This is a genomic window from Chromohalobacter nigrandesensis, assembly GCF_023061285.1.
Lineage (GTDB): Bacteria > Pseudomonadota > Gammaproteobacteria > Pseudomonadales > Halomonadaceae > Chromohalobacter > Chromohalobacter nigrandesensis.
Genome location: NZ_JAKGAM010000008.1, coordinates 54128 through 78579 on the forward strand (window position 1 = coordinate 54128; position 24452 = coordinate 78579).

General features: G+C 60.7%; 21 protein-coding genes. 12 read left to right on the forward strand and 9 right to left on the reverse strand.

What is annotated here, in order from left to right:
- Window positions 1-25: 25 nt before the first annotated feature.
- The 6 genes from murC (at window position 26) to lpxC (ending at window position 6832) form a co-directional block, all read left to right on the forward strand.
- Entirely contained in the window at window positions 26-1438 is a 1413-nt protein-coding gene (gene murC / locus L1073_RS11035; protein WP_246899371.1) for a UDP-N-acetylmuramate--L-alanine ligase, read from the forward strand.
- Window positions 1435-2379, forward strand: a complete 945-nt coding sequence (locus L1073_RS11040) for a D-alanine--D-alanine ligase (RefSeq protein WP_246899264.1) — start codon at window positions 1435-1437, stop codon at window positions 2377-2379. The genes murC and L1073_RS11040 overlap by 4 nt, the downstream gene beginning before the upstream one ends.
- Before the next feature lie 7 nt (window positions 2380-2386).
- Window positions 2387-3109: a cell division protein FtsQ/DivIB gene (locus L1073_RS11045; RefSeq protein WP_246899265.1), complete on the forward strand. Its 723-nt coding sequence runs from the start codon at window positions 2387-2389 to the stop codon at window positions 3107-3109.
- A 201-nt stretch (window positions 3110-3310) separates the two neighbouring features.
- Complete coding sequence (gene ftsA / locus L1073_RS11050; protein ID WP_246899267.1) at window positions 3311-4582, forward strand: cell division protein FtsA; 1272 nt, start codon at window positions 3311-3313, stop codon at window positions 4580-4582.
- 38 nt (window positions 4583-4620) lie between these two features.
- On the forward strand, window positions 4621-5805 hold the full coding sequence (gene ftsZ / locus L1073_RS11055) for a cell division protein FtsZ (RefSeq protein ID WP_246899268.1): 1185 nt from the start codon (window positions 4621-4623) through the stop codon (window positions 5803-5805).
- Between the two features lie 115 nt (window positions 5806-5920).
- Window positions 5921-6832: a UDP-3-O-acyl-N-acetylglucosamine deacetylase gene (gene lpxC, locus L1073_RS11060; RefSeq protein ID WP_246899269.1), complete on the forward strand. Its 912-nt coding sequence runs from the start codon at window positions 5921-5923 to the stop codon at window positions 6830-6832.
- A gap of 99 nt (window positions 6833-6931) precedes the next feature.
- Here the strand turns inward: lpxC and L1073_RS11065 are convergent, their stop codons facing one another.
- A complete protein-coding gene (locus tag L1073_RS11065) occupies window positions 6932-7393 on the reverse strand; it encodes a DUF721 domain-containing protein (protein WP_246899271.1) in 462 nt (153 codons plus the stop codon).
- Window positions 7394-7461: 68 nt separating this feature from the next.
- Between L1073_RS11065 and L1073_RS11070 the strand changes: the two genes are divergently transcribed.
- The 4 genes from L1073_RS11070 (at window position 7462) to L1073_RS11085 (ending at window position 12937) form a co-directional block, all read left to right on the forward strand.
- Window positions 7462-7836, forward strand: coding sequence for a hypothetical protein (locus L1073_RS11070; RefSeq protein WP_246899273.1), 375 nt, complete (start codon window positions 7462-7464; stop codon window positions 7834-7836).
- A 73-nt stretch (window positions 7837-7909) separates the two neighbouring features.
- On the forward strand, window positions 7910-10648 hold the full coding sequence (gene secA, locus L1073_RS11075; RefSeq protein WP_246899274.1) for a preprotein translocase subunit SecA: 2739 nt from the start codon (window positions 7910-7912) through the stop codon (window positions 10646-10648).
- A 31-nt stretch (window positions 10649-10679) separates the two neighbouring features.
- Window positions 10680-11888 carry a bifunctional glutamate N-acetyltransferase/amino-acid acetyltransferase ArgJ gene (argJ, locus tag L1073_RS11080; protein ID WP_246899276.1) on the forward strand — a complete coding sequence of 403 codons (1209 nt, stop codon included), beginning with the start codon at window positions 10680-10682 and terminating at the stop codon, window positions 11886-11888.
- Between the two features lie 104 nt (window positions 11889-11992).
- Complete coding sequence (locus L1073_RS11085; protein ID WP_246899278.1) at window positions 11993-12937, forward strand: Nudix family hydrolase; 945 nt, start codon at window positions 11993-11995, stop codon at window positions 12935-12937.
- A gap of 81 nt (window positions 12938-13018) precedes the next feature.
- On the opposite strand, the gene yacG is transcribed toward L1073_RS11085, so the two are convergent.
- The 5 genes from yacG to pilB form a co-directional block, all read right to left on the reverse strand.
- On the reverse strand, window positions 13019-13252 hold the full coding sequence (yacG, locus tag L1073_RS11090) for a DNA gyrase inhibitor YacG (RefSeq protein WP_178997204.1): 234 nt from the start codon (window positions 13250-13252) through the stop codon (window positions 13019-13021).
- 1 nt (window position 13253) lies between these two features.
- Complete coding sequence (gene coaE / locus L1073_RS11095; RefSeq protein WP_246899279.1) at window positions 13254-13892, reverse strand: dephospho-CoA kinase; 639 nt, start codon at window positions 13890-13892, stop codon at window positions 13254-13256.
- A 10-nt stretch (window positions 13893-13902) separates the two neighbouring features.
- Window positions 13903-14745, reverse strand: coding sequence for a prepilin peptidase (locus tag L1073_RS11100; protein ID WP_425531579.1), 843 nt, complete (start codon window positions 14743-14745; stop codon window positions 13903-13905).
- A 79-nt stretch (window positions 14746-14824) separates the two neighbouring features.
- Entirely contained in the window at window positions 14825-16057 is a 1233-nt protein-coding gene (locus L1073_RS11105; protein WP_246899281.1) for a type II secretion system F family protein, read from the reverse strand.
- A gap of 32 nt (window positions 16058-16089) precedes the next feature.
- Window positions 16090-17826, reverse strand: a complete 1737-nt coding sequence (pilB, locus tag L1073_RS11110; RefSeq protein WP_246899282.1) for a type IV-A pilus assembly ATPase PilB — start codon at window positions 17824-17826, stop codon at window positions 16090-16092.
- A 344-nt stretch (window positions 17827-18170) separates the two neighbouring features.
- On the opposite strand from pilB, the gene L1073_RS17260 reads away from it, so the two are divergent.
- Window positions 18171-18590, forward strand: a complete 420-nt coding sequence (locus L1073_RS17260; protein WP_281506067.1) for a pilin — start codon at window positions 18171-18173, stop codon at window positions 18588-18590.
- A 147-nt stretch (window positions 18591-18737) separates the two neighbouring features.
- Here the strand turns inward: L1073_RS17260 and L1073_RS11125 are convergent, their stop codons facing one another.
- From L1073_RS11125 to L1073_RS11135, 3 genes are all read right to left on the reverse strand, one after another.
- Window positions 18738-19025 (reverse strand): hypothetical protein, encoded by a 288-nt coding sequence (locus tag L1073_RS11125; protein WP_246899284.1) that lies wholly within the window; start codon window positions 19023-19025, stop codon window positions 18738-18740.
- Between the two features lie 256 nt (window positions 19026-19281).
- Window positions 19282-20460, reverse strand: a complete 1179-nt coding sequence (locus L1073_RS11130) for a 1-acyl-sn-glycerol-3-phosphate acyltransferase (RefSeq protein ID WP_246899286.1) — start codon at window positions 20458-20460, stop codon at window positions 19282-19284.
- Window positions 20457-21386, reverse strand: coding sequence for a recombination-associated protein RdgC (locus tag L1073_RS11135; RefSeq protein WP_246899288.1), 930 nt, complete (start codon window positions 21384-21386; stop codon window positions 20457-20459). The genes L1073_RS11130 and L1073_RS11135 overlap by 4 nt, the downstream gene beginning before the upstream one ends.
- A gap of 352 nt (window positions 21387-21738) precedes the next feature.
- On the opposite strand from L1073_RS11135, the gene gyrA reads away from it, so the two are divergent.
- Window positions 21739-24435, forward strand: coding sequence for a DNA gyrase subunit A (gyrA, locus tag L1073_RS11140; RefSeq protein WP_246899289.1), 2697 nt, complete (start codon window positions 21739-21741; stop codon window positions 24433-24435).
- Window positions 24436-24452 lie beyond the last annotated feature (17 nt).

The window sequence follows — 24452 nt, forward strand, 5'->3', positions numbered from 1 at the left end:
TCGCCCGAGCCGCACCGGGTTGGGTATGCGCCGCATTCATCATATTCATTTCGTGGGCATCGGCGGTGCCGGCATGTGCGGGATCGCCGAAGTGCTGACCAATCAGGGCTATGCGGTCAGCGGCAGCGACCTGCGTGAGTCGCCTGTCACGCGACATCTTCGCGAGTGCGGCATTCGCGTGTGCATTGGGCACGTCGACGAGCACGCCCAGGGCGCCGATGTGCTGGTCGTCTCCACGGCGGTCGACACCGAGAACCCGGAGATTCGCTGGGCGCGCGAGCATCGCATTCCCGTCGTCCGGCGTGCGGAGATGCTTGCCGAATTGATGCGGTTTCGCCATGGCATCGCCGTGGCGGGTACGCATGGCAAGACCACTACCACCAGCCTGACCTCGACGCTGCTCGGTGAGGGCGGGCTCGACCCAACCTTCGTGATCGGCGGCAAGCTGACCAGTGCCGGTGCCAACGCACGTCTGGGCGAGGGCGATTACCTGGTGGCCGAAGCCGACGAGTCGGATGCCTCGTTCCTGCACTTGCAGCCGATGGTCTCGATCGTCACCAATATCGATGCCGATCACATGGCGACCTACGGGGGAGATTTTTCGCGGCTCAAGGATACCTTCCTGGAGTTCTTGCACAATCTGCCCTTCTATGGGTTGGCGGTGCTGTGCCTAGACGATGATAACGTGCGTAGTCTGATTCCGCGCCTCCAGCGTCAGTTCGTCACCTACGGTTTCGCCGAGGATGCCGATTACCGATTATGCGATTTCGTCCAGCGCGGTGGCGTGGTGCATTTTACCGCCGAGCGCCCGCCGGGCATGGCACCGCTCGAGATCCAGTTGGGGATGCCGGGGTGCCATAATGCTCTCAATGCGTTGGCGGCGATCGCCGTGGCCAGCGATGCGGGCGTCGATGACGCGGCTATCCAGCGCGGCCTGGCGCATTTCGCCGGCGTGGGACGGCGTTTCCAGGTGCATGGGCAGTTCCCGACACCGGCCGCCGACGGCGAGGTCATGCTGGTCGACGATTACGGCCATCATCCACGTGAGGTGGAAATGGTCATCGACGCGGTGCGCGCGGGCTGGCCCGAGCGTCGTCTGGTCATGCTGTACCAGCCGCATCGCTATTCGCGTACGCGAGATCTGTACGAGGATTTCGTGCGTGTGCTCTCGGGCGTGGATACGCTGTTGCTGCTGGATGTCTACAGCGCCGGGGAAGTCCCCATTCCAGGTGCGGAGGGTCGGACATTGGCCGGGTCGATTCGTCAACGTGGCCAGGTCGATCCTCTGTTCGTCGAAAGCAAGCAGGAGCTGCCGGCGTTGTTGTCACGCGTGCTGCGCCCCGACGATATTCTGATCACCCAGGGCGCCGGTGATATCGGCGGGATCTCGCTGCGTCTGGCTGGTTGCCGGTTACACCTGGATGGAATGGAACTATGAATGACAGCGTGACGAACGAGGGGCCGAAGCGCCAGCATCCGGGACGCGTCGTCGTGGTATACGGCGGCCGTTCCGCTGAGCGTGAAGTGTCGTTGCTCAGTGGTCGCGCGATCCTGGCATCGCTCGAGCGTAGCGGTGTGGACGTGCGCGGATTCGATTTTGCCGGCGGTGGATTGAGTGGATTGGAAGCGCTTGCGCCGGAGCGTGTCTTCATCGCCATGCATGGCCGGGACGGTGAGGACGGCTCCCTGCAGGGTGCCCTGGAGCTGCTGGACATCCCTTATACGGGCAGCGGTGTGCTGGCCTCTGCGTTGGGGATGGACAAGGAACGCACCAAACAGTTCTGGCGTGCCCATGGCCTGCCCACACCGGAAAGCGTCATGTTGGAAGGGGCGGTGGACTGGGATGCCGTCATCGAGACCCTGGGGCTGCCTTTGATCGTCAAACCGGTGCATGAAGGCTCGACCCTCGGGATCAGCATCGTCGGCACACGGCAAGAGTTGATCGCGGCGCATGCCGAGGCGGCGCGCTTCGATAGCGCGATCATGGCCGAGCGTTTCGTGCAGGGCGAGGAATATACCGTGTCGCTGCTTGGCGACGAGGTCTTGCCGGCGATTCGCGTCGAGGTACCCAGCGGCTTTTACGATTACCAGGCCAAGTATCATTCCGATACCACACGCTATCTACTGCCTTGCGGCCTCGAGGCTACCGAGGAGCGGGCACTGGGCGAGCTGTGCCGCTGCGCGTTCGAGGTGATCGGCGGCAGCGGCTGGGGACGTGTCGATGTGATGCGCGATGCGCAGGGAGGCTTCTGGCTCCTCGAAGTCAACACGGTGCCGGGCATGACCGATCATAGCCTGGTGCCGCAAGCGGCAGCGCATGCCGGGCTCGACTTCGACGCGCTGGTGTTGCGAATTCTCGACGCCACGTTCGACGAGTGACGCGGCAATGAAGGAGGCCGGTTTGCGCGGAGCCTTGTTAGGCTTGATCTTGTTGGCCGTTTTACTCGGCGCGGGTGGGCGTACGTTGTGGCTGTGGCTCGACCGGCCCATCGAGCGGGTCTCCATCGGCGGTGATCTGCACTACGTTTCGGCGGCCTACTTGCAGCGCAATCTCGCGCCCTTGGTCAGCGGCGAGACCTGGCTATCCATCGATCTCGACGAAGTGCGCGACAAGGCACGCGATGTCGACTGGCTGTCGGAGGTGAAAGTCTCGCGAGAGTGGCCGGATGCGCTACGCTTCGAGCTTTTCGAACAAGCACCGGTCGCATACTGGAATGACGACGAGCTGCTCAATACGCATGGCGAACCTTTTTCGCCAGGCCCCGTCGATGACTTCGATGAACCCTTGCCGGATCTGGCGGGCCCCGAGGGTAGCGGGCCGGAAGTATTGGCATATCTCGATTCGTTGCGGCGCCGCCTGGAAACCTTGGACTTGAGTGTGACGCAATTGCGGTTGGAAGACCGTGGCGCTTGGCGTTTTCAGGTCAATGATAGTGTGTGGGTTATCCTGGGGCGTGCCGATCTCGAATCTCGTCTGGCGCGTTTTACCGCGGCTTGGCAACGACAGTTGGGGACGCAGGCGTCGCAAATTCGCTACATCGATTTACGCTACCCCAATGGTGTTTCCGTCGCCTGGCATGGACAGACCGAAACAGATGCGACAGAGTAATGGTACAGTTGCCTTTTTCGGCGCCAGGCCACGAAATCCGGGCGGTGGGGGTTTCCCTTTTTGAAAAAATCACCGTATTCTGAGTCCGGTTTCATTTGTTGGGTGGTGATGTGAAGTCACATGTTCCTATAATTGGCCCAGTACGTTTTTATAGATCAATGAATTTCAACCCCAGTGCAGTTCGAGGAGTGACCCCGACCTATGGCAGGACAATCCAATGATTCCAACATGGTGGTCGGGCTGGATATCGGAACGTCCAAGGTGGTGGCTATCGTCGGCCAGCCTTCCGATGATGGAAGCATCGAGATCGCAGGTATCGGCTCGCACCCCTCGCGTGGCATGAAAAAAGGGGTCGTCATCAATATCGAGTCGACCGTGCAGTCGATTCAGCGTGCCGTCGAGGAAGCCGAGTTGATGGCGGGTTGCGATATTCACTCGGTGTATGTTGGCGTGGCGGGTAGTCATATCAGCTCGATGAATTCCGACGGTGTCGTGGCCATCAAGGAGCGGGAAGTAACACCTTCGGATATCGATCGGGTCATCGATTCGGCCCGCGCACGTGCTATTTCCGAAGGGCAGCGTATTCTTCATGTGTTGCCCCAGGAATTCGCCATCGACAATCAGGAAGGTATCCGCGAGCCTTTGGGAATGTCCGGTGTACGTCTCGAGGCGCGGGTTCACTTGGTCACGGCGGCATTGAATGCCGTGCAGAATATCGAAAAATGCGTGCGTCGCTGCGGTCTGGAAGTCGATGACATCATTCTGGAGCAGTTGGCTTCCAGTCATGCGGTATTGACGGAAGACGAACGCGAGCTGGGCGTATGCATGGTGGATATCGGCGGCGGTACCACCGATATCGCCGTGTTTACCGAAGGCGCCATACGCCATACGGCGGTGATTCCCATCGCGGGGGATCAGGTGACCAACGATATCGCCATGGCATTGCGCACGCCGACGCAGTATGCGGAAGACATCAAGGTCAAATACGCCTGCGCGCTGACCCAGCTCGCGAGCAGCGATGAAATGATCAAGGTTCCCAGCGTGGGAGACAGGCCGGCGCGCGATCTTTCTCGCCAGGCGTTGGCCGAAGTGGTCGAACCGCGCTATGAAGAATTGTTTACATTGGTACGCGAAGAATTACGGCGTAGTGGCTACGAAGATCTCGTGGCGGCCGGTGTGGTGCTGACCGGTGGTACGTCGCGCATGGAGGGTGTCGTCGAGCTGGCTGAAGAAATCTTTCACATGCCCGTGCGAATTGCTTATCCCCAAAACGTTCGCGGCCTCGCCGATGTCGTTCGTAACCCGATTTATTCGACGGGAGTGGGTTTGCTACTCTACGGTATGAATGATGCCAAACGTAATGCTGTCGTGTCGGCTCAGCCCCGTAGAGAAGAGGCTCATACCCGACGTGGACAAAGGCAGGAACGCTCGGGGTTGGAAAGGATCAAAGGCTGGTTTAAAGGAAATTTCTGAGAGGGCCGCACTGGTAGCGGTCACAGGAGACGGGGCTTATGTTCGAACTGGTAGATAACGCACCTTCTAGCAGCGCGGTTATCAAGGTGATTGGCGTCGGTGGTGGTGGTGGCAATGCCGTCAACCACATGGTCGAAAGCAACATCGAAGGCGTTGAGTTCATCTGCGCCAATACCGACGCTCAGGCACTCAAGCGCGTCGCTGCCAAGACCGTGCTTCAGCTCGGCAGTGAAATCACCAAGGGGCTGGGAGCTGGCGCCAGCCCCGAGGTTGGTCGTCAAGCGGCGACGGAAGACCGTGAACGGATCGCCGAGCTGCTGCAAGGCGCTGACATGGTGTTCATCACGGCTGGCATGGGCGGTGGTACTGGTACCGGTGGCGCGCCTATCGTGGCTCAAGTCGCCAAGGAACTGGGTATTTTGACCGTGGCGGTGGTGACGCGTCCGTTCCCCTTCGAGGGGCCCAAGCGTATGCGGGCTGCCGAGGAAGGCATGGAAGCGCTGTCCGAGTATGTCGACTCGCTGATTACCATTCCCAACGAGAAGCTGCTCGCGGTGCTCGGCAAGAATGCCAGCCTGCTGTCGGCATTCAGTGCCGCCAACGACGTGCTGCTGGGCGCCGTCCAGGGAATCGCCGAGCTGATCACCAGCCCGGGCATCATCAACGTCGACTTTGCCGATGTGCGCACCGTGATGTCCGAGATGGGCATGGCGATGATGGGGACCGGCGCAGCGGCTGGCGAAAATCGCGCTCGTGAAGCCGCAGAAAAGGCTATCCGTAGTCCCTTGCTGGAAGATATCGACCTGCATGGCGCGCGCGGCATTCTGGTCAACATTACAGCGGGGCCAGACCTTTCCATCGGCGAGTTCAACGATGTCGGGGCTACCGTGCAGGAGTTCGCTTCCCAGGAGGCGACGATCGTGGTGGGGACGTCCATCGATATGGAATTGTCCGACGAGTTGCGCGTCACCGTGGTGGCGGCGGGTCTCGAGGGCGTCAAGGAGAAAGCGACAGTCGCCGCACCGCAACGCGAAACTGTTGCGGCGGCGCGCAGTGCCGAATCGCCTGATTATCGCAAGCTGCAGCAGCCCACAGTCATGCGTCAGCAGGCTGCCAAGGAGCAGGATGAGTCGACAAAATCTCGGCAGGAGTCGCGTCGCAAGTCGCAAGAACTCGATGACTACCTGGATATCCCGGCGTTTCTGCGCCGTCAGGCAGATTGAACGGACGACATGCTGGGCGCATAGGCGTGGCCAGGCGACATTTTTTTGTTGAAACGCTCGTTCGGTGTTATAGTGAACAGCGTTTCATAACGATTTCCAAGCTTGGCTTACGCCCATGATTAGACAACGAACATTAAAGAATACTATCCGTGCCACTGGTGTGGGGTTGCACTCAGGTGAAAAGGTCTACCTGACGTTGCGTCCTGCGCCGGTCAATACTGGCGTCGTCTTCGTACGTACCGATCTCGATCCAGTGGTCCAGATTGCTGCCAGCGCCGAATATGTGACCGATACGACGCTTTGCACCGCACTGTCGCGTGATGGCGTCAAGGTCGCGACGGTGGAGCATCTGATGTCGGCGTTTGCCGGCCTGGGGATCGACAATATTTTCGTCGAGCTCAGTGCCCCGGAAGTGCCTATCATGGATGGCAGTGCCGGTCCGTTCGTCTTCTTGATTCAGTCGGCAGGCATCGCTGAACAGGGGGCGGCCAAGAAGTTCATCCGCATCAAGCGTGAGATCGTGGTGGAAGAGGATGACAAGGAAGCGCGCTTCTTGCCGCATAACGGTTTTAAAGTAGCGTTTGCCATCGACTTCGATCATCCTGTCTTCGCGCACCAGAAGCAGACGGCAAGCGTCGACTTCTCGACGACTTCTTTCGTGAAGGAAGTTTCCCGCGCGCGCACTTTTGGTTTCATGCGTGATCTGGAGTTCCTGCGCGCCCAGAATCTGGCGCTTGGTGGAAGCCTGGATAACGCCATCGTCGTCGATGATTACCGGATCGTGAACGAAGGTGGGTTGCGCTATGACGATGAGTTCGTCAAGCACAAGGTGCTCGACGCCATCGGCGACCTGTATCAACTCGGGCATAGTCTTATCGGTGAATTCCGAGGCGTCAAATCCGGCCATGGCTTGAATAACAAGTTATGCCGTGCCTTGATGGCTCAGCAGGATGCCTGGGAAATCGTGACCTTCGAAGACGAGACGCAAGCAGCGCCTATCTCCTATGCGGCGCCAGCATTGGCCTGATAGTCACGCCGTTTGTAAGATGTAAGCGTAAGACCAAGCTTTTATTGACGCCGACCGATGGGTCGGCGTTTTTTTATTCATGGGGCGTGACGCGGCTTTCTAGGCGTTGTCCGGGGTATGGGAAGCCAGGCGTGTCAGCGCCTTTTTCAGCTTGGGGTCCGTGGTGTCGTCCGCGCATGTCTTGAGATGATGCGCCGCTTCGGAAGAAAGTGCGCGTGGCTGGTAAGCGGGTGCCTTGAGAGGATGTACGGGACGGACCTTGAAATTGAGCGTCAGTACGGCTTCGAATTCAGGAAGTTGACGCAGCAGTTTGAGGAGTCGTTGGCGTTCGTAGCGTAGCCACGTCAACCATACGGCGCCATCGGTGATGAGGGTCAGGGCGCCTTCTCGATAGCCACCGACATAGACGTGTTCGGCGATTTCGGTAGGAAGCCCGGCACGCAGGTGTTGTTGAGCCTTTTGCAGCAGTGTTGCCATACGTACCACCGACCCCAACTCGCCGGAACCGTCGATGAGATGGTGTATGGACTGGGCTCGGAAACGCTTAGCCTTTATACTCATGGGCTTGCCCGCGCGAAGGAAAGCAGAATGTCTGCGCAATCTACCATGAGCCGGAGCTCGTCGATAGCATGACCAGCGCCACGCACCATAGCTCAACGCCATCGCGTCGCGTTCGTACGCGACATCGTGCGCAATGGTGGCTTGCCGGTCTGTTGGTTGGGTGCCTATTGCCGGCGGGGTTGATGCACCCCGACGCGCTGCGTATTGCCGAGCGGTTGACGCAGATATGCCTAATGGCGCCGGACACCATTCGTGCCCAATCGCGCCGGGTGGCGCGGAGCAAGCGGTTGCTGGGCACCGGACGGCGGCGTCCCCGGTCTCCGCGCCTGTGGCGCTTGCCGCAGCGCTTCTATCATGTGTTGAGCGTGGGATTGGATGCCCTCTCGCGCCGAGGTCCACCACACAGTGTCTCGTTCCGAGATATCAGGCGACTAACCGCCTGATATCGACGTCGGCATCGCGTCTATGCGATGGCCGATATTGCGTTTTAGGCACTTTTGTATTTCAGGATCTCACATGCTCAATACTATTGTACGTAAGCTGATCGGCTCGAAGAACGAGCGGGAAGTCAAACGCATGCGCAAGGCCACCGAGGCCATCAACGCGCTGGAGCCCACGTTCGAGTCTCTCGATGATGCCGCGCTGTCGGCAAAGACCCGCGAATTCCGCAAGCGCCTGGAATCGGGTGAATCCATTGACAAGATACTTCCCGAAGCTTTCGCCGTGGTGCGCGAGGCGAGTAAACGCGTGATGGGAATGCGTCACTTCGATGTACAGATGGTCGGCGGGATGACACTGCACGAAGGGCGCATCGCCGAGATGAAAACCGGTGAGGGCAAGACCCTGGTCGGGACCCTGTCGGTCTATCTCAATGCGTTGCCCGGCAAGGGCGTACACGTAGTGACAGTCAATGACTATCTGGCGAGTCGTGATGCCGAGTGGATGCGCCCTCTCTACGAATTTCTCGACCTCAGCGTGGGTACGATCTACTCAGGCCAGGCCTCGCCCCAGAAGCGTGAAGCCTACGCCTGCGATATCACTTACGGGACCAACAACGAATTCGGCTTCGACTATCTGCGCGACAACATGGCGTTTTCACTGGATGACAAGGTCCAGCGGGCGCTGCACTACGCGATCATCGACGAGGTCGACTCGATTCTCATCGATGAGGCGCGCACGCCGCTGATCATTTCCGGCCCGGTCGAAGAAAACGTCGAACTTTATCGGCGTATCAATCAGCTTTCCCTGGGGCTCGAAGAGTGCAGCGACGAAGAGGACCCCACCAGCGGGGACTTTATCCTCGATGAGAAACAAAAGCAGGTGGAACTGACGGAAACCGGTCACCAGAAACTTGAAGGGATACTGAGAGAGTCGGAGCTTCTGGGCGCGGACGACTCGCTGTACTCGGCTCAGAATCTGGGGCTTCTGCAGCATGTGCATTCGGCGTTGCGCGCGCGCTATCTCTATCATCGCGACGTCGATTACATCGTTAACAACGATGAAGTGGTCATCGTCGACGAGCATACCGGGCGTAGCATGCCCGGTCGCCGCTGGTCCGAGGGGCTGCACCAAGCGGTCGAGGCGAAGGAAAGCGTGACGATTCAGAAAGAGAGTCAGACGCTGGCCTCGACGACTTTCCAGAATTACTTCCGTCTGTATGACAAGCTCTCGGGGATGACGGGGACCGCCGATACCGAAGCCTTCGAGTTCCGCCAGATCTACGGGCTGGATGTCATGGTGATTCCCACCAACCGCCCGTTGGTCCGTGTGGACCACAACGATCTGGTCTACATGAGCAGCGAGGAGAAATTCGAAGCCATCATCGACGACGTCAAGACGCAACGCGAAGCGGGGCGTCCCGTCTTGGTGGGCACGGCGTCGATCGAAACCTCCGAATACCTCGCCCAGCTGATGCGGCAGTATCAGATGCCGCACAATGTGCTTAACGCCAAGCAGCACCAGAGCGAAGCGGAAATCATCGCCCAGGCGGGCCAGCCCGGTGCTGTGACCATCGCCACCAACATGGCTGGACGCGGTACTGATATCGTGCTGGGCGGTAACTGGGAAGCCGAAGCGGCGGCTCTCGATGACCCTTCCGAAGATCAGATCGCGGCCCTCAAGGCGGCATGGCAGGAACGCCACGATGCTGTACTGGAGGCGGGAGGGCTCCACGTGATTGGCTCCGAGCGCCACGAATCGCGGCGTATCGACAATCAGTTGCGTGGGCGTTCCGGTCGTCAGGGCGATCCGGGCTCAACGCGCTTCTTCCTCTCGCTGGAAGATAACCTCATGCGGTTGTTCGGCTCCGATCGGGTGCAGCGGTTGATGAATGCTCTGGGCCTGGAGCATGGCGAGGCGATCGAGCACAAGATGGTGTCCAACGCCGTCGAGCGTGCCCAGAAAAAGGTCGAGGGCCGCAACTTCGATATCCGCAAGCAGTTGCTCGAATACGATGACGTCTCCAACGATCAACGCCGTGTCGTCTATCAGCAACGCGATGAGGTGCTCGCCACGGATGATCTCTCATCCAATATCGCCGAGATTCGCGAGCAGGTCCTGTCCGAAGCCATCACTAGTTATGTGCCGGCCCAGAGTCTGGCCGAGCAGTGGGATCTTCCCGGGTTGCAGGATTATCTCAGGCAGGAGTTCAACCTCGATGTGCCCTTGGTGCAATGGGCCGAGGAAGACGAACACTTCCATGAAGAATTGCTGCGTGAACGTCTGCACGATCAGCATCGCGGCCTCTTTGCCAGCAAGGCCGAGGCGGTCGGGCCGGAGCTGATGCGTCGTTTCGAGAAGCAGGTCATGTTGCAGGTCCTCGATACGCGCTGGAAGGAGCATCTGCAGCACATGGACCATCTGCGTCGCGGGATCCATCTGCGTGGTTATGCACAGAAGAATCCCAAGCAGGAATACAAGCGTGAAGCCTTCGAACTCTTCCAAACGCTGCTGGCGAATATCAAGCACGATGTCATTCGCATCCTGAGTCATGTGCAAGTGCGGCGTCAGGAGGAAGTCGATGAGCTGGAACGTGAGCGGCGTGCCACGCTGGAACGCGAACGCGCGGTCAGCCAGCCGGTTCATGAAGACGCTGTGGCCTCGGCCGAGGCGGTTGCCGCCGAAGGCGAGGAGCGTACTGGTGACGAAGACGACGGACAGCCGGTGCGCCGCGAAGGTCCCAAGGTGGGTCGCAACGACCTGTGCCATTGCGGCTCTGGCAAGAAATACAAGCATTGCCACGGCAAGTTGAGCTGAGTTCGGCGAACGTGGCGTGAGGAGAAGCGACATGGCGGTGGGAGAAGCGAGTTTTCCGGCGATGCCGGCCATCGAAGGCATTCGCCTGGGAGCGGCGATGGCGGGCATCAAAACATCAGGACGCCATGATCTGGTGGTGATCGAGTTACCCGAGGCGACGACGCTGGTGGCGGCGTTTACGCGCAATGCATTTTGCGCGGCGCCGGTTCATGTAGCGCGACGCCATCTCGAGACGGCCAAGCCTCGTTATCTGCTGGTCAATACCGGTAATGCCAATGCCGGCACTGGTGAGCAGGGCATGCGCGATGCCGAGACGAGTTGTCAAGCGTTGGGCGAGCTGGCAGGGGTCGCCGTGCAGTCTGTCTTGCCGTTTTCGACCGGAGTGATCGGCGAGCTCCTGCCGGTGAATCGGCTATGCGATGCCTTGCCGCAGGCAATTGCCGCGTTGTCGGCGGATGGCTGGCAGACGGCGGCCGAAGGCATTCTGACGACGGATACGCGTGCCAAGGGGGCCACGAGGTGTCTCGAGATCGACGGCCAGTCGGTGACGATCAACGGCATCGCCAAGGGCTCGGGCATGATCAAGCCCGATATGGCGACGATGCTGAGCTTCGTCTTCACCGATGCCGCTATCGATGACGCGCGTCTGCAAGTACTGCTGCGGTGTGCCGTCGATGACTCCTTCAACTGCATCACCGTAGACTCGGATACCTCGACCAATGACGCCTGCACATTGGCTGCCACTGGACGCGGCGCTCGCATCGACACCCCCGATCAAGAGGCTCGCTTTGCTGCGGGATTGACCGAGGTGCTGGTAGAATTGGCGCAGGCCATCATTCGTGACGCCGAGGGCGCGACCAAGTTCGTTACCCTCACGGTCGAAGGGGCAACGACTCGCCAGGAAGCGTTGGACGTTGCCTTTACCGTGGCGCATTCGCCATTGGTGAAAACGGCGCTTTATGCCAGTGATGCCAATTGGGGACGCATACTGGCAGCAGTCGGGCGTGCGCCGGTACCCGACCTGGATGTATCGCGTATCGCGATCGATCTCGGGGACGTGCCGCTCGTCGAGCGTGGCGGCCGCGCTGGCTCTTATACCGAGGAGGCAGGCAGCGCGGTCATGGCCGAGCCCGAGATCACGATCCGTATCCATCTGGGGCGCGGCGATGTTGCGGCGACGGTCTGGACGTCGGACCTGTCACACGATTATGTCTCCATCAATGCCGACTACCGTAGTTGAGTGCGAGCCTAAATACGGCTAGCCGAGTGCGGATGGCAGCAGCGATAAGCGGACCGGCTTCGGTCCGCGGATCATGAACAGTCAGTCAAGGTGAAATGACCAACATGGTGAAGAGAAGGGTACACGTAGCGGCGGCTGCCATCATTCGCGAGGATGGTCATGTGCTACTGGCACGCCGTCCCTCGATCGTCGATCAGGGTGGGCTATGGGAATTTCCGGGGGGCAAACTGGCACCCTACGAAACCGGTTATGAAGCGCTCAGGCGTGAGCTCCGCGAAGAGTTGGGCATCGAGATCCTGCGCGCTCAACCGCTCATTCGCGTTCACCATGAATATGCCGATAAGCGTATTTTGCTCGATGTCTGGCAAGTGCACGATTTCGAGGGCGAGCCCTTCGGTCGCGAGGGCCAGGCGGTGCGCTGGGTGCCACAGGCGGAGCTTAATAATTACCCGTTCCCGGAAGCCAATCATCCGATCTTGCGGGCGGTGTGTCTGCCGCACGAGTATCTGATCAGTGACGAGGAAGCCGACGACACGGTGTTTCTCGACAAGCTCGAACGTGCCCTGCGCGACGATAGCGTCCGTCTGGTGCAGCTACGGGCCAAGACACTGGATGAGAGTGCCTATCTAAAGCGTGCCGAACAAGCGTTGGCACTCTGCCGGCGTTACGAGGCACGCCTGATTCTCAATGGCGACCCCGCGCTGCTCGACAGCATCGATGCCGATGGCATTCATCTGCCCAGTCGTGTTCTGATGGCGCTCAAGCATCGTCCCATCGCCGATGATAAATGGCTGGGGGCATCGACGCACGATCCCCAACAGCTCGAACAGGCGGCTGCTATTGGTTGCGACTTCGTGACGTTCTCGCCGGTGCGCGTGACGCCAAGTCACCCAGGCGCTGCGCCCGTCGGCTGGCACGACTTTCAGCAACTGGTGGAGACGTCGGGCATGCCGGTCTATGCGCTGGGCGGCGTCACACGGGACGATATCGACCAGGCGCGTGCAGTGGGCGCTCAAGGGATCGCGACGATTCGCGATCTCTGGAAATAACGCTCTCGAAGCATCGCGATAATGCGATATCGCTTACCAACGGCTCGCCATCTTGGCGAGCCGTTGGCGTTTATGCCCTTCCTATTGGCGTGGTTCGCCTCGCTCCAGATCGTCGATCAAGCGGTCGAGATCGGTTTCATCCATGGCGGGCTCGCCCGCGATACGATGGGATTCATCGGCCCAGGCGCCAAGGTCGAGCAAGCGGCAGCGCTTCGAGCAGAAGGGGCGATACGGGTTGTCGGTTGTCCAGGCGACCTTGGTGCGACACTGGGGACAGGCGACTTCAAGGGGGCGGTCTTGGGATGTCTCCGTCATGCTAAGGCGAGTGCTCCTGATGAGTGCCATCGAATAGTTGCCGGTAACGCGCGTCGAGCTTGGCGACCTGCGCCTTCAGCGCCGTCATGTCGCCATGATTCTCGATCACGTCGTCGGCAAGCGCCAACCGCTCTTGGCGGGGCATCTGTGCTGCGAGGATAGCATGCGCCTGGGTCTCGCTCACTTCGTCGCGTGCCTGGGTACGTGTCACCTGCAGCGCTTCGGGGATATCGATCACCAAGCGACGGTCGACTAGCGAGATTTGGTCCGTCTCGAACAGCAGCGGTGACACCAGCAAGCCATAGGGCGCGTCGCCCTGGCGTATCGTCTCGAGCCGCTCGCGCAATCGCTGGCGGATGCGTGGATGCGTGACGCTTTCCAGCCACTGACGCTCGCCGTCATCGGCGAAGACAATGTCGCGCAAGGCACGACGTTGCAAGTGACCCTGGGCATCGAGCAGCGAGGAGCCGTAGCGTGCCACGATTTCATCCAGCGCGGGTTCGCCGGGCGCGACGATATCGCGTGCCACGAGGTCGGCATCGACCCAGGGAATGCCCAGTTCGGTGAACATGGCGGCGACGGTGGACTTGCCCGAGGCGATGCCACCGGTCACGCCGATGATGGGGGCGGTGGATGTCATGGCAAATTCCTCATAAGCCGGTCCAGGCGCGTAGCGGTGCGCCGAAGAGTACCGCGATCCACCCGGCGAGAGCGAGAAAGGGGCCGAACGGCAACGGCATGCCGCGCAGGCGCGGCAGCGAGAGCTGCAGCAGCACCCCGATGATCGCACCCAGCCCGGCGGAGAGCATCAGTAGCATCGGCAGCATTGTCCAGCCGAACCAGGCGCCCAGCGCCGCCAGCAGCTTGAAGTCACCGTAGCCCATGCCTTCCTTCTTGGTCAGCCACTTGAACAGCCAGTAGAAGCTCCACAGCAGCAGATAGCCGGCCATGGCGCCGACGACGGCATTCTCGAGCATATAGGGCTGAAAGAAGAGCTGATAAAGCAGGCCGGCCCAGAGCAAAGGCAGCGTGATGATATCGGGCAGTAACTGGGTGCGCAGATCGATGACGGCCAGCACCAGCAACGCCAGGCACAGTCCGCTCCAGGCCAATGCCGCCCAGGTGGCGCCATGCACGATGATGACGCTCGCCATCAACAGACCCGCCATCAGCTCGATCAATGGGTACTGTACGCTGATGCGCGTCTGGCAATGCGCGCAGCGGCCACGGCGCTTGAACCAGCCGATGAGGGGCAGGTTGTCGTGCCAGGCGATCGGCTGGCGGCAACTTGGGCATTGCGAGCGCGGTGTGCACAGGTTGTAGCGCGCCACTTCCTCCTCGGGAAGCGCCAGTGAATCGCGTGCTTCCTGGCGCCATTGCTGCATCAGCATCACCGGCAGACGTACGATGACGACATTGAGAAAACTGCCCAGCAAGGCACCGAGGACGAACGCCATTACGGCCAGCCATGCTAAAGGGATATCGGCGAGCAACGTGCCACTCCTGAAACGAACGCGCCCGGCGAAATGCCGGGGCGGATGAATGATAAACGTACCAACGTTCGAGGTCTGTCTAGATTGCCGAGCCCATCTCGAAGATCGGCAGATACATCGACACCACGAGGCCGCCGACCAGAACGCCCAGCACCACGATGATGAAGGGTTCGAGCAATGATGTCAGGGCGTCGACCTTGGTGTCGACGTCTTCTTCGTAGAAGTCCGCCACCTTGTTGAGCATCGCGTCCAGCGCGCCGGACTCTTCGCCGACCCCGATCATCTGCACTGCCAGGTTGGGAAAGCGTCCGGTGGCGCGCATGGCAAAGTTGAGTTGCTGGCCACTGGCGACGTGTTCACGCACCTCGTCGATGGCGCGCTGGTAGACGCGATTGCCGGTCGAGCCTGCTGCGGTATGCAGCGATTCGACCAAGGGCACCCCGGCGCTGAAGGTCGTCGCCAGCGTTCGCGAGAAACGCGCCACCGACGACTTGTCGAGGATATCGCCGATCACCGGCAGGCGCAGCATCAGCCCGTCGACGCGATAGGCGAAGCGCGGCGAGCGCCGTATGCCGAGACGTATCAGCAAGCCGGCAGCGATGAAGGCGCCCAGCAAGTGTGGCCAATAGGCCTGGACCCACGCCGAGAGATGAATGGTCAATTGCGTGAAGGCGGGCAGGTCGGCGCCGAAGCCGCGAAACAGGCTCTCGAATTGGGGGACGACCTTGATCAGCAGCAGGGCGGTCACTCCCATGCCCACGAGCACGACGGCGGTGGGATAATAAAGCGCCTTGCGCACGCGGGCCCGCAGCGAGTCGATCTTTTCCTTGTAGCTGGCGACGCGCTCCAGCATGCGATCCAGCGAGCCGGACTGCTCGCCGGCTTCGACCATGTTGACGAACATGCGGTCGAAATGCTGCGGATGCTGTGACAACGCCTCAGAGAAGCTGGCACCGGCCGAGACTTCATTCATCAGTGTCTCGATGAGGTGATGCATGGCGGGGCGCTTGAGGCTTTCCGAGACCACGCTGAATGCCTGCAGCAAGGGGATGCCGGCACGGATCATGGTCGCCATCTGGCGCGCGAATAGAGTGATGTCCTGTGAACGTATGCGGCCGATGCCGAAGGGACTGCGCACGCGCTGAATGCGCTTGACGAGGATATTTTGACGCCCGAGCTCCTGACGGACGCCCATTTCGTCCGCAGCAACCAGTTCGCCTTGAATGGTCTCGCCGCGGGAATTCTTGCCCTTCCACCGCCAGCGGTGCAGGACGACGCGCCGAGGCGCCTTGCTGCGTGTCGCTACCGCCATGTCGTTGCCCTCATGTCACTTGCCCTGGTCGCTTATTCCAGCACCACGCGATTGATTTCCTCGAGGCTGGTAATGCCCGCAAGTACTTTGCTCAGACCGCTGCGCCGCAGATCGGGATGGCCTTCTTGACGGGCCAGTTCGCCGAGTTCCAATGAATTGCCGTCGGCCATGATCAGTTTGCTCATGGCCTCGCTGACGGGGAGTACTTCGTAGAGACCGACGCGCCCTTTGTAGCCGTGGGTGCATTGTGAACAGCCCGTGGCGTGATAGCAGGTCGCGGTCTCGATTTCTTCAGCCGTGAAGCCTGCATCGAGAAAGAGTTCCCGAGGCAGCTCGACGGGTGCCTTGCAATGGGGGCACAGCTGACGTACCAGGCGCTGGGCGACGATCAGGGTCACCGAGCTGGCAATGTTGTAGGCCGCAACCCCCATGTTGCGCAGTCGCGTCAGGGTTTCCGCCGCCGAGTTGGTGTGCAGTGTCGAGAGTACCAGGTGGCCGGTCTGCGCGGCCTTGACGGAGATCTCTGCGGTTTCCAGGTCGCGGACCTCGCCGACCATCACCACATCGGGATCCTGACGCAGGAAGGCGCGCAGCGCGCTGGCAAAATCCAGCCCGATCTTGGGCAGCACATTGACCTGATTGATGCCGTCCAGCTTGAGTTCGACGGGGTCCTCGGCGGTGGCGATATTGCGCGCATCGGTATTGAGGATGTTGAGCCCGGTATACAGGGTCACGGTCTTGCCGCTACCGGTAGGGCCGGTGGCGAGTATCATCCCTTGCGGCTGCGCGAGCGCGTGTTCGAACAGCGCTTTCTGTGATTCGCTGAAGCCCAGTGCATCGATGCCTAGGCGCGTGGCGCCGGCATCCAGCAAACGCAGCACGATTTTTTCGCCGTGTACCGTGGGTAGCGTGCTGACACGAAAGTCGATGGTGCGCGAGGCCGAGACACGCAGTTTGATGGCGCCATCCTGCGGCAAACGGCGCTCGGAGATATCCAGGCGCGACATGACCTTGAGGCGTGCCGACAGGCGCGCGCGCAGATTGAACGGCGGCCGCGCGACCTCGACCAGGATGCCGTCGATGCGAAAGCGGATGCGAAAGGTCGACTCATAAGGCTCGAAGTGGATATCCGAGGCGCCACGCCGCGCGGCATCGAGCATCATCTTGTGTACGAAGCGCACCACCGGGGCGTCGTCGTCATCGGTGTCGAGCCCTTCGTTGAGGGGCTCGACATCATCGAGATCGAGCGTCTCGAGTGCCTCGCTGGCATCGTCGAGAGCTTCGAGCATACCGTGCGTCTCGCGCTGGACGAGATAACGCTCGATGGCCGGCTGCAACTGATCGGCGGCGACCAGCACGCCCTCGGCGGTAAGTCCGGTGGTGAACTGCAGTTCGTCGAGTTTGGCCAGCGTCGAGGGGTAGGGGATCGCCACGCTGATATGGCGCTCGCCACGCGCCAGCGGCAAGACCCCGAGACGACGAATCAACGTGTCGGACAGCCCCTCGCCGATGGGCAGGCGCTCGGGACTGACGGCCTCCAGGTCGACGAACGGCAGGCCATATTCCCACGCGGCACTCTGGGTGGCTTCGCGTGCGGGAACCCAATGTTGCTCGATGACGTACTCGAGCACCGACTGATGCGTGTCGCGCACGGCCTCCATGGCACGCTGCGCCTTGGACTCCTCGAGCAGGCCTTCCGAGACCAAGCGCGCGGCGAGCCCTTTCAAGAGCGGTGCGCCGGGGGCGGTAGGAGATGAAGACGAATGCATAAGCGTTCCGACACCAAAAGGAGTGACCAGGTGGGGTGGTCTCTACCCCGTGACTTCTCGCATCCTACCTCATGCATGACCGCCTTGGTGACCCTTGGTATGAGATATCTCGTCAATTAGAGTATGGGTATATAATCGGCCAAAAATAGGCAAACTTTAACCTCAAGTATCTTGCCAGCATGAGAAGTGTAATTTAACGTAACAGTCAGGTGGCTGCCTTGCCGTCAGCCCGCGAGGCGCCGGCGCCTCGCGGGAGCATCTGCAACGCGTTATCATCCGCCCGCGTCGGGCCCGCCCCACAGACGAACGACAGGGCATTCAACAAGGGATCACAGGAGAGCTTAATGAAACGTCAACAACACGGTTTTACACTCATCGAACTAATGATCGTCGTCGCGATCATCGGCATCCTCGCCGCCATCGCGGTTCCGCAGTACCAGAACTACGTCGCACGCTCGGAAGTCAGCTCCGCACTCGCGACCCTCAAGTCACTGCAAACGCCAGCGGAACTGGCAGTGCAAGAAGGTGATACGCCGTCGTCTGCTTCCGACCTTGGGCTTTCGGATAATGCAGTTCAGAATGGTAAAATTACGGTTGATCAGTTCGGTGACGACAAAAAGCAACCGAAACTGACCTTTACGTTTGATGATGAGGGTAACTTTTCAAGCGAAACTTTGACGCTTGAGCGTCAAGACGATGGAGGCTGGCAGTGCACAGCATCGAAGGATATTGACGACGATGTCGTGCCCGATAGCTGTGGCTAACTCTAACTAAAGGATGGCTGAGAAGTTTCCTGGTAAGCCAAAGGCCGGCATTCGCCGGCCTTTTTAGTGTCTCGCTTGTGGATTGTCTCTGAGGCCCTTCGTTCTTCTTCCTTCCCTCTTAAAACTTCCAGCTTCCAGCTTAAACCTTCAGTAAAGCGCCTTCCCTTCGTCGACGACTTCCTTCAACACTTCCAGAAACAGCCGGTCGGCTTCCGAGTGTTCGCTGGGGTCTTCGGGAATGTGCACGCTGGTGTTGTTCGAGATCTCGTTGGCGATGGTGGCCCACATCTGGCGGCTGTCGCCATCATCGCTGTAGCGCGCTCGGGCGATGACCAGGGATTGCTCGAGAATCGCCGGATCCTGCAGCAGTTTCTTGATGAATTCGCGCAGCTCGTTGATGATCCGGATTTTCTGCATTTCGGACGCGGAACTCATGGGCTCTCTCCGTATGGCCGTATGGCCGTGTTGCCGTGTGGCGCATGCGGGAACGCGTGCCGTGCATTTACGGCGTCGCGAATCGACGCGCAGGACGATGTCGCGGACGATAGCACATCGTTGCGGCGGACGGCAGTAGGCCGCCACGCTGAATGGCGGCCGCAAGGTGCGCGAGTAGCGCGCCATGATAATGAGCGCCTAGAGATCCTCACCATGCTGGTGCTGTTGACGCCCACGTTCTGGCGGAAGTGACGCTTCAGGCGTCTTCCTCGATATATCCGGCACGGTTGAGGATGGGGTTGGCGTACTGGCGCAGCCACCAATGGCGCAGGTGGTCGGGCACCGTGGCCAGACGTGCCTCGAAGCGTTCGCGGTCGGCGTCGGTGACCTCGCTGAGATCGACCAGTTCTGGTGCCAGCCCCGTGGCTTCGAGCGCGAGTTGATGGCTGGGGAACATATGGTAGTTCGCCAGCACCTGACGATCGATTTCCTCGGTGACGGCTTCCGGAGTCGCGAAGTCGCTCCCCAGGGGCGTGCCGAAGGTCAGGCGGATACGTCCCTTGTGGCCTGTGATGCCGGCGACGATGGACTGAATATCCTCGAATTCGACCTTGTCGTAGCGGCCGGCCGTGTGGCGGGCGTACAGCTCGCGTGCCTTCTGCAGGTCGCAGGGATCGTATTCGTAGCTGATGGACACCGGCACCAGGCGCAGCTCGGATACCGCGGCGCCGATATCGGCCTCGCCGTCGTCCATGCGTTGGGCCATGCCCAGCATCTTGACGATAGCGGTGTCGGCGCGGTCGATGCCGTCCTTGGCGCGTCCTTCGCGCTCGGCGATCCAGATCGAGTGGTTGTCGGCGGTGATCGAATGACGGATATAGCGCGACAACGTCTGATAGGCCTGCAGCATCGCCCGCTTGCCCTTGGCCGAACGGGGCACGATGAAGCTCTTGTTGAGGCGCATCAGGTCATTGACGAACGGCTTCTGCAGCAGGTTGTCGCCGATCGCAATGCGCACGGTATTGCGACCTTCCTGGTAGAGCGCGTAATTGACGAATGCCGGGTCCATGGCGATATCGCGATGATTGCCGATGAACAGACAGGCCTTGTCGGCGTCGAGGTGCTCGAGTCCCTCGACCTCGAAGGCATCCGTGGTGGTGGCGATCATCCGCGCCATGTAGCGCGCGATGCGCTGCTGAAAGGCGGCGACGCTGTCGATGTTGCGCATTTCGTGTTGTAGCCCCAGGCGCGCGATGAAGCGCGCCATGGGCGGTGCGTAACGCGCTAGCCGGGGCAGGCGAAAATGCGTGATCGCATCGAGCAGTTCGTCGCAGTGGGCCAGGCGGTCGAGTACCTTCGCCACCTCGTCGTCGTGATAAGGACGAATGGCGTCGAAATCGTGGGGAGCGGTTTGGGGAGTCGGTGCGTGCGTCATGATGTAGGCGCTGCCGGGTCGGCTTCGCCGCCCAGCCAGTCGATGAGTTGTTCGATGAATCCAGAGAGCACTTGGGCCATGAGAGCGAAGTCCGTTTCCAGGCGTAGCGTGGGGTCGTCATCGTCTTCTTGTTGAGAAGCTTCGTCGAGCAAGGCGTCGGCGAAGCGCAGCGATTTGAGCGTCAGGTCGTCATGCAGGATCAGCGATAGCTGATCTTCGACGTCCAGCGCCAAGCGACTGGCCTGACGCCCGCTGGCGAGCACACTTTGCACTTCTTCGCCGTCGAGGTCGATGCCGCGTGCGCGCCACACGCCATCGTCGCCATTGGCGTCTTTGAGCTCGACCTGATCGCCCAACTGCAGCCCCTCGGGACGCGAAGCGATATCCTCGAGCCAGGCGGTCATGCTGCGCGAGGGCAGTTGGCGCACGGCGAGTGGCGTGACTTTCAGCGACCCCAGCGACTGACGCAGCAGGTCCAGGGCGTCTTCGGCGCGGGCGCGGCTGGCGCAATTGACACCGATGAGGCCGCGCCGAGTATCCCACCAAATATCAATGCGCTGGCTACGCGTGAAGGCGCGCGGCAAGAATTCCTCCACGACCTGTTCCTTGAGTGCCTGGCGTTCGCGGCGCGGCAACGGGCCACCTTCGGCGGCCTCGCGCTCGGCGGCACGTTCGTCGACTTCCTCACGCACCACCGAGGCCGGCAGCAGGCGCTCCTGGCGTAACAAAGACAGCAGGCGGTGGCCCTGGATCTCATGGGCGAGCTGTTGACCGTGGCGCCCCGCAGGGCGTTGCCAGCCGAGGCGCTTGCCTTCACTTGGCGACACCGGGCGAAAGGCGAAGGCCTCCAAGGCCGATTCGAGTGCCTCGAGCGCGATGGGCGTCGTGTCGTGCAGACGATAGAGATGCAAGTGCTTGAACCACATGGGCCTATTCCGTCACAAAGGGGCTCATTATGGCGAAACGCCAAGGCGGGTGCCACTCCCCCGGTCGGACGCGTTTATTCAACGGGGCGGGAGGGCGTGTATTTTCGCGCGCTTGCGTAATGGGCGCGATTGCATTGCCAAGCCTGCCGCATCGCCACGTGAAATGGTATGATGGCACGATTCGGGCCTCCTTGAGGTGGGCCCGCCATCGAAGCTCAATGATTGCTGTGACGGCCATTGGCGTCGAGCGCTGAAGAGTCGCCTGCGGGGTTTCGTGCTTCGCAAGGCCGCTGTTCGTTTCATTCAGTGCCATGACCGATGGTATGGCGCGGTGCAAAGGATTGAACGACCCATGGGTGAGATCGCCAGAGAAATTCTGCCAGTCAATATCGAGGACGAACTCAAGCAGTCGTATCTCGATTACGCCATGAGCGTGATCATCGGCCGTGCGTTGCCGGATGTACGAGATGGCCTCAAGCCAGTGCATCGGCGCGTATTGTTTGCCATGCATGAGCTCAGCAATGACTGGAACAAAGCCTACAAGAAATCGGCGCGTGTCGTGGGTGACGTGATCGGTAAATATCACCCGCACGGGGATAGTGCGGTCTACGACACTATTGTACGCATGGCGCAGACATTCTCGATGCGTTATGTGCTGGTCGATGGCCAGGGCAACTTCGGTTCCATCGACGGCGACAGCGCGGCGGCCATGCGTTACACCGAGGTGCGCATGGCGCGGCTTGCCCATGAGCTTCTCGCCGATCTGGAAAAAGATACCGTCGACTGGGTCGACAACTACGACGGCACCGAACGCATTCCCGAGGTGCTGCCGACCAAGGTCCCTAACCTGCTGGTCAACGGGGCCTCGGGTATCGCCGTGGGCATGGCGACCAACATTCCGCCGCATAACATGCGCGAGGTGATCGATGGCTGTCTGGCGCTGATCGACGATTACACGCTCAGCATCGACGATCTCATGGCGTATATTCCGGCCCCCGATTTCCCCACCGGCGGGATCATCAACGGGCGCGCGGGAATTCTCGATGCGTACCGTACCGGGCGCGGGCGCATCTATGTGCGGGCTCGCCATACCATTGAGCACCACGACAAGACCGGTCGCGATCACATCATCGTCACCGAACTGCCGTATCAGGTGAACAAGGCGCGTCTGATCGAGAAGATCGCCGAGCTGGTCAAGGACAAGCGTATCGACGGCATCGCCGAGCTGCGCGACGAGTCCGACAAGGAAGGCCTGCGGGTGGTGATCGAGGTCAAGCGCGGCGAGTCCGGCGAAGTGGTCGTCAACAACCTGTTCGCGCATACTCAACTGCAGACCGTGTTCGGCATCAATATGGTGGCGCTGGATAACGGCCAGCCGAAGATTCTCAATCTCAAGGAGATTCTCGAGGCGTTCATTCGCCACCGTCGTGAGGTGGTGACGCGGCGTACGCTGTTCGAGCTCAAGAAGGCGCGCGACCGTGGCCATATCCTCGAAGGTCTGGCCGTGGCGATCTCCAACATCGACGATGTGATCGAGCTCATCAAAGCATCGCCCTCGGCGACCGAGGCCAAGGAAAAGCTGGTCGCGCGTGCCTGGCAACCGGGACAGGTCACCGGCATGCTCGAGCGCGCCGGGGCGACGTCCTGCAAGCCGGAAGATCTCGATGAAAGCTACGGACTCGCCGACGACGAGCGTGAATATCGCCTGTCGCCGGCCCAGGCGCAGGCGATTCTGGAATTGCGCCTGCATCGTCTGACGGGGCTCGAAACCGAGAAGCTGCTCGACGAATATCTGTCGATCCTCAAGCGTATCGCCGAGCTCAACGAGATTCTCGCCTCGCCGGAGCGCCTGCTGGAAGTTATTCGCGAGGAACTTGGCGCGATTCGTGATCAGTACGGCAACGACCGCAAGACCGAGATCCAGGCCAGTCATCTGGATCTGACCATCGAGGATCTGATCAACGAAGAAGACATGGTGGTCACCATCTCGCGCAGCGGCTATGCCAAGACGCAGCCGCTTTCCGACTACCAGGCTCAGCGGCGTGGCGGGCGTGGCAAGTCGGCGACCACCATGAAGGACGAGGATATCATCGAGCACCTGTTGGTCGCCTCGACGCATGACACCATGTTGCTGTTCTCCAATCGCGGCAAGGTCTACTGGCTCAAGGTCTACGAGATGCCCAACGCCAGTCGTGGTTCGCGGGGCAAGCCGCTGGTCAACATGCTGCCGCTGGATGATGGCGAGTCGATCAACGCCATCCTGTCGGTACGCGAATACCGCGACGACTGCTATATCTTCTTCGCCACCGCCAAGGGTACCGTCAAGCGGACCTCGCTGGAGCAATTCTCGCGGCCGCGCAGCGTGGGCTTGATCGCCATCGACCTCGAAGAAGACGACCGTCTGGTCGGTGCCGCGATTACCTCCGGCAACGATCACGCGATGCTGTTCTCGTCCAACGGCAAGGCCATTCGCTTCGAGGAAGGCAAGGTGCGCGCCATGGGACGCACCGCGCGCGGGGTACGTGGCATGCGCCTGCAGGGCGACGCCGAGGTGATCAGCTTGATCATTCCGCAGTCGTTGACCATCGATGCCGAGGCCGACGACACCGATGGCGGCGCCGAAGGGGCGTCGGTCCAGACGGTGAGCGAAGACCAGGTCTATATCCTCACCGCCTCCGAGAATGGCTACGGCAAGCGCACGCGTCTCGATGAGTTCCCGCTGCGTGGACGCGGTGGCCAAGGGGTGATCGCCATGCAGACATCGCGGCGCAACGGCGCCCTGGTGGCGGCGATTCAGGTCCGCGACAGCGATGAAATGATGCTGATCACCGACAAGGGCACGTTGGTGCGCACGCGGGTCGAGGAAATCTCGGTAAGCTCGCGCAATACCCAAGGGGTCACCCTGATTCGTACCGGTGAAGGCGAGCATCTGGTCGCCACGGTGCGGGTCGATGAGCCGGTCGAGGAATCAGCCCCTGATGAAGAAGGGGCAGTGGTCGACGAGGTGGCGCCCGCGCCGGATGACGACGCGGCACCACAAGGCGATTGAGTCTCAATGCGGCCGCT

Bases quoted from the DNA above. Each gene is read 5' to 3' on its own strand.
- murC (WP_246899371.1), top strand. From the start codon at position 26: ATGCGCCGCATTCATCATATTCATTTCGTGGGCATCGGCGGTGCCGGC.
- L1073_RS11040 (WP_246899264.1), top strand. From the start codon at position 1,435: ATGAATGACAGCGTGACGAACGAGGGGCCGAAGCGCCAGCATCCGGGA.
- L1073_RS11045 (WP_246899265.1), top strand. From the start codon at position 2,387: ATGAAGGAGGCCGGTTTGCGCGGAGCCTTGTTAGGCTTGATCTTGTTG.
- ftsA (WP_246899267.1), top strand. From the start codon at position 3,311: ATGGCAGGACAATCCAATGATTCCAACATGGTGGTCGGGCTGGATATC.
- ftsZ (WP_246899268.1), top strand. From the start codon at position 4,621: ATGTTCGAACTGGTAGATAACGCACCTTCTAGCAGCGCGGTTATCAAG.
- lpxC (WP_246899269.1), top strand. From the start codon at position 5,921: ATGATTAGACAACGAACATTAAAGAATACTATCCGTGCCACTGGTGTG.
- L1073_RS11065 (WP_246899271.1), bottom strand. From the start codon at position 7,393: ATGAGTATAAAGGCTAAGCGTTTCCGAGCCCAGTCCATACACCATCTC.
- L1073_RS11070 (WP_246899273.1), top strand. From the start codon at position 7,462: ATGACCAGCGCCACGCACCATAGCTCAACGCCATCGCGTCGCGTTCGT.
- secA (WP_246899274.1), top strand. From the start codon at position 7,910: ATGCTCAATACTATTGTACGTAAGCTGATCGGCTCGAAGAACGAGCGG.
- argJ (WP_246899276.1), top strand. From the start codon at position 10,680: ATGGCGGTGGGAGAAGCGAGTTTTCCGGCGATGCCGGCCATCGAAGGC.
- L1073_RS11085 (WP_246899278.1), top strand. From the start codon at position 11,993: ATGGTGAAGAGAAGGGTACACGTAGCGGCGGCTGCCATCATTCGCGAG.
- yacG (WP_178997204.1), bottom strand. From the start codon at position 13,252: ATGACGGAGACATCCCAAGACCGCCCCCTTGAAGTCGCCTGTCCCCAG.
- coaE (WP_246899279.1), bottom strand. From the start codon at position 13,892: ATGACATCCACCGCCCCCATCATCGGCGTGACCGGTGGCATCGCCTCG.
- L1073_RS11105 (WP_246899281.1), bottom strand. From the start codon at position 16,057: ATGGCGGTAGCGACACGCAGCAAGGCGCCTCGGCGCGTCGTCCTGCAC.
- pilB (WP_246899282.1), bottom strand. From the start codon at position 17,826: ATGCATTCGTCTTCATCTCCTACCGCCCCCGGCGCACCGCTCTTGAAA.
- L1073_RS17260 (WP_281506067.1), top strand. From the start codon at position 18,171: ATGAAACGTCAACAACACGGTTTTACACTCATCGAACTAATGATCGTC.
- L1073_RS11125 (WP_246899284.1), bottom strand. From the start codon at position 19,025: ATGAGTTCCGCGTCCGAAATGCAGAAAATCCGGATCATCAACGAGCTG.
- L1073_RS11130 (WP_246899286.1), bottom strand. From the start codon at position 20,460: ATGACGCACGCACCGACTCCCCAAACCGCTCCCCACGATTTCGACGCC.
- L1073_RS11135 (WP_246899288.1), bottom strand. From the start codon at position 21,386: ATGTGGTTCAAGCACTTGCATCTCTATCGTCTGCACGACACGACGCCC.
- gyrA (WP_246899289.1), top strand. From the start codon at position 21,739: ATGGGTGAGATCGCCAGAGAAATTCTGCCAGTCAATATCGAGGACGAA.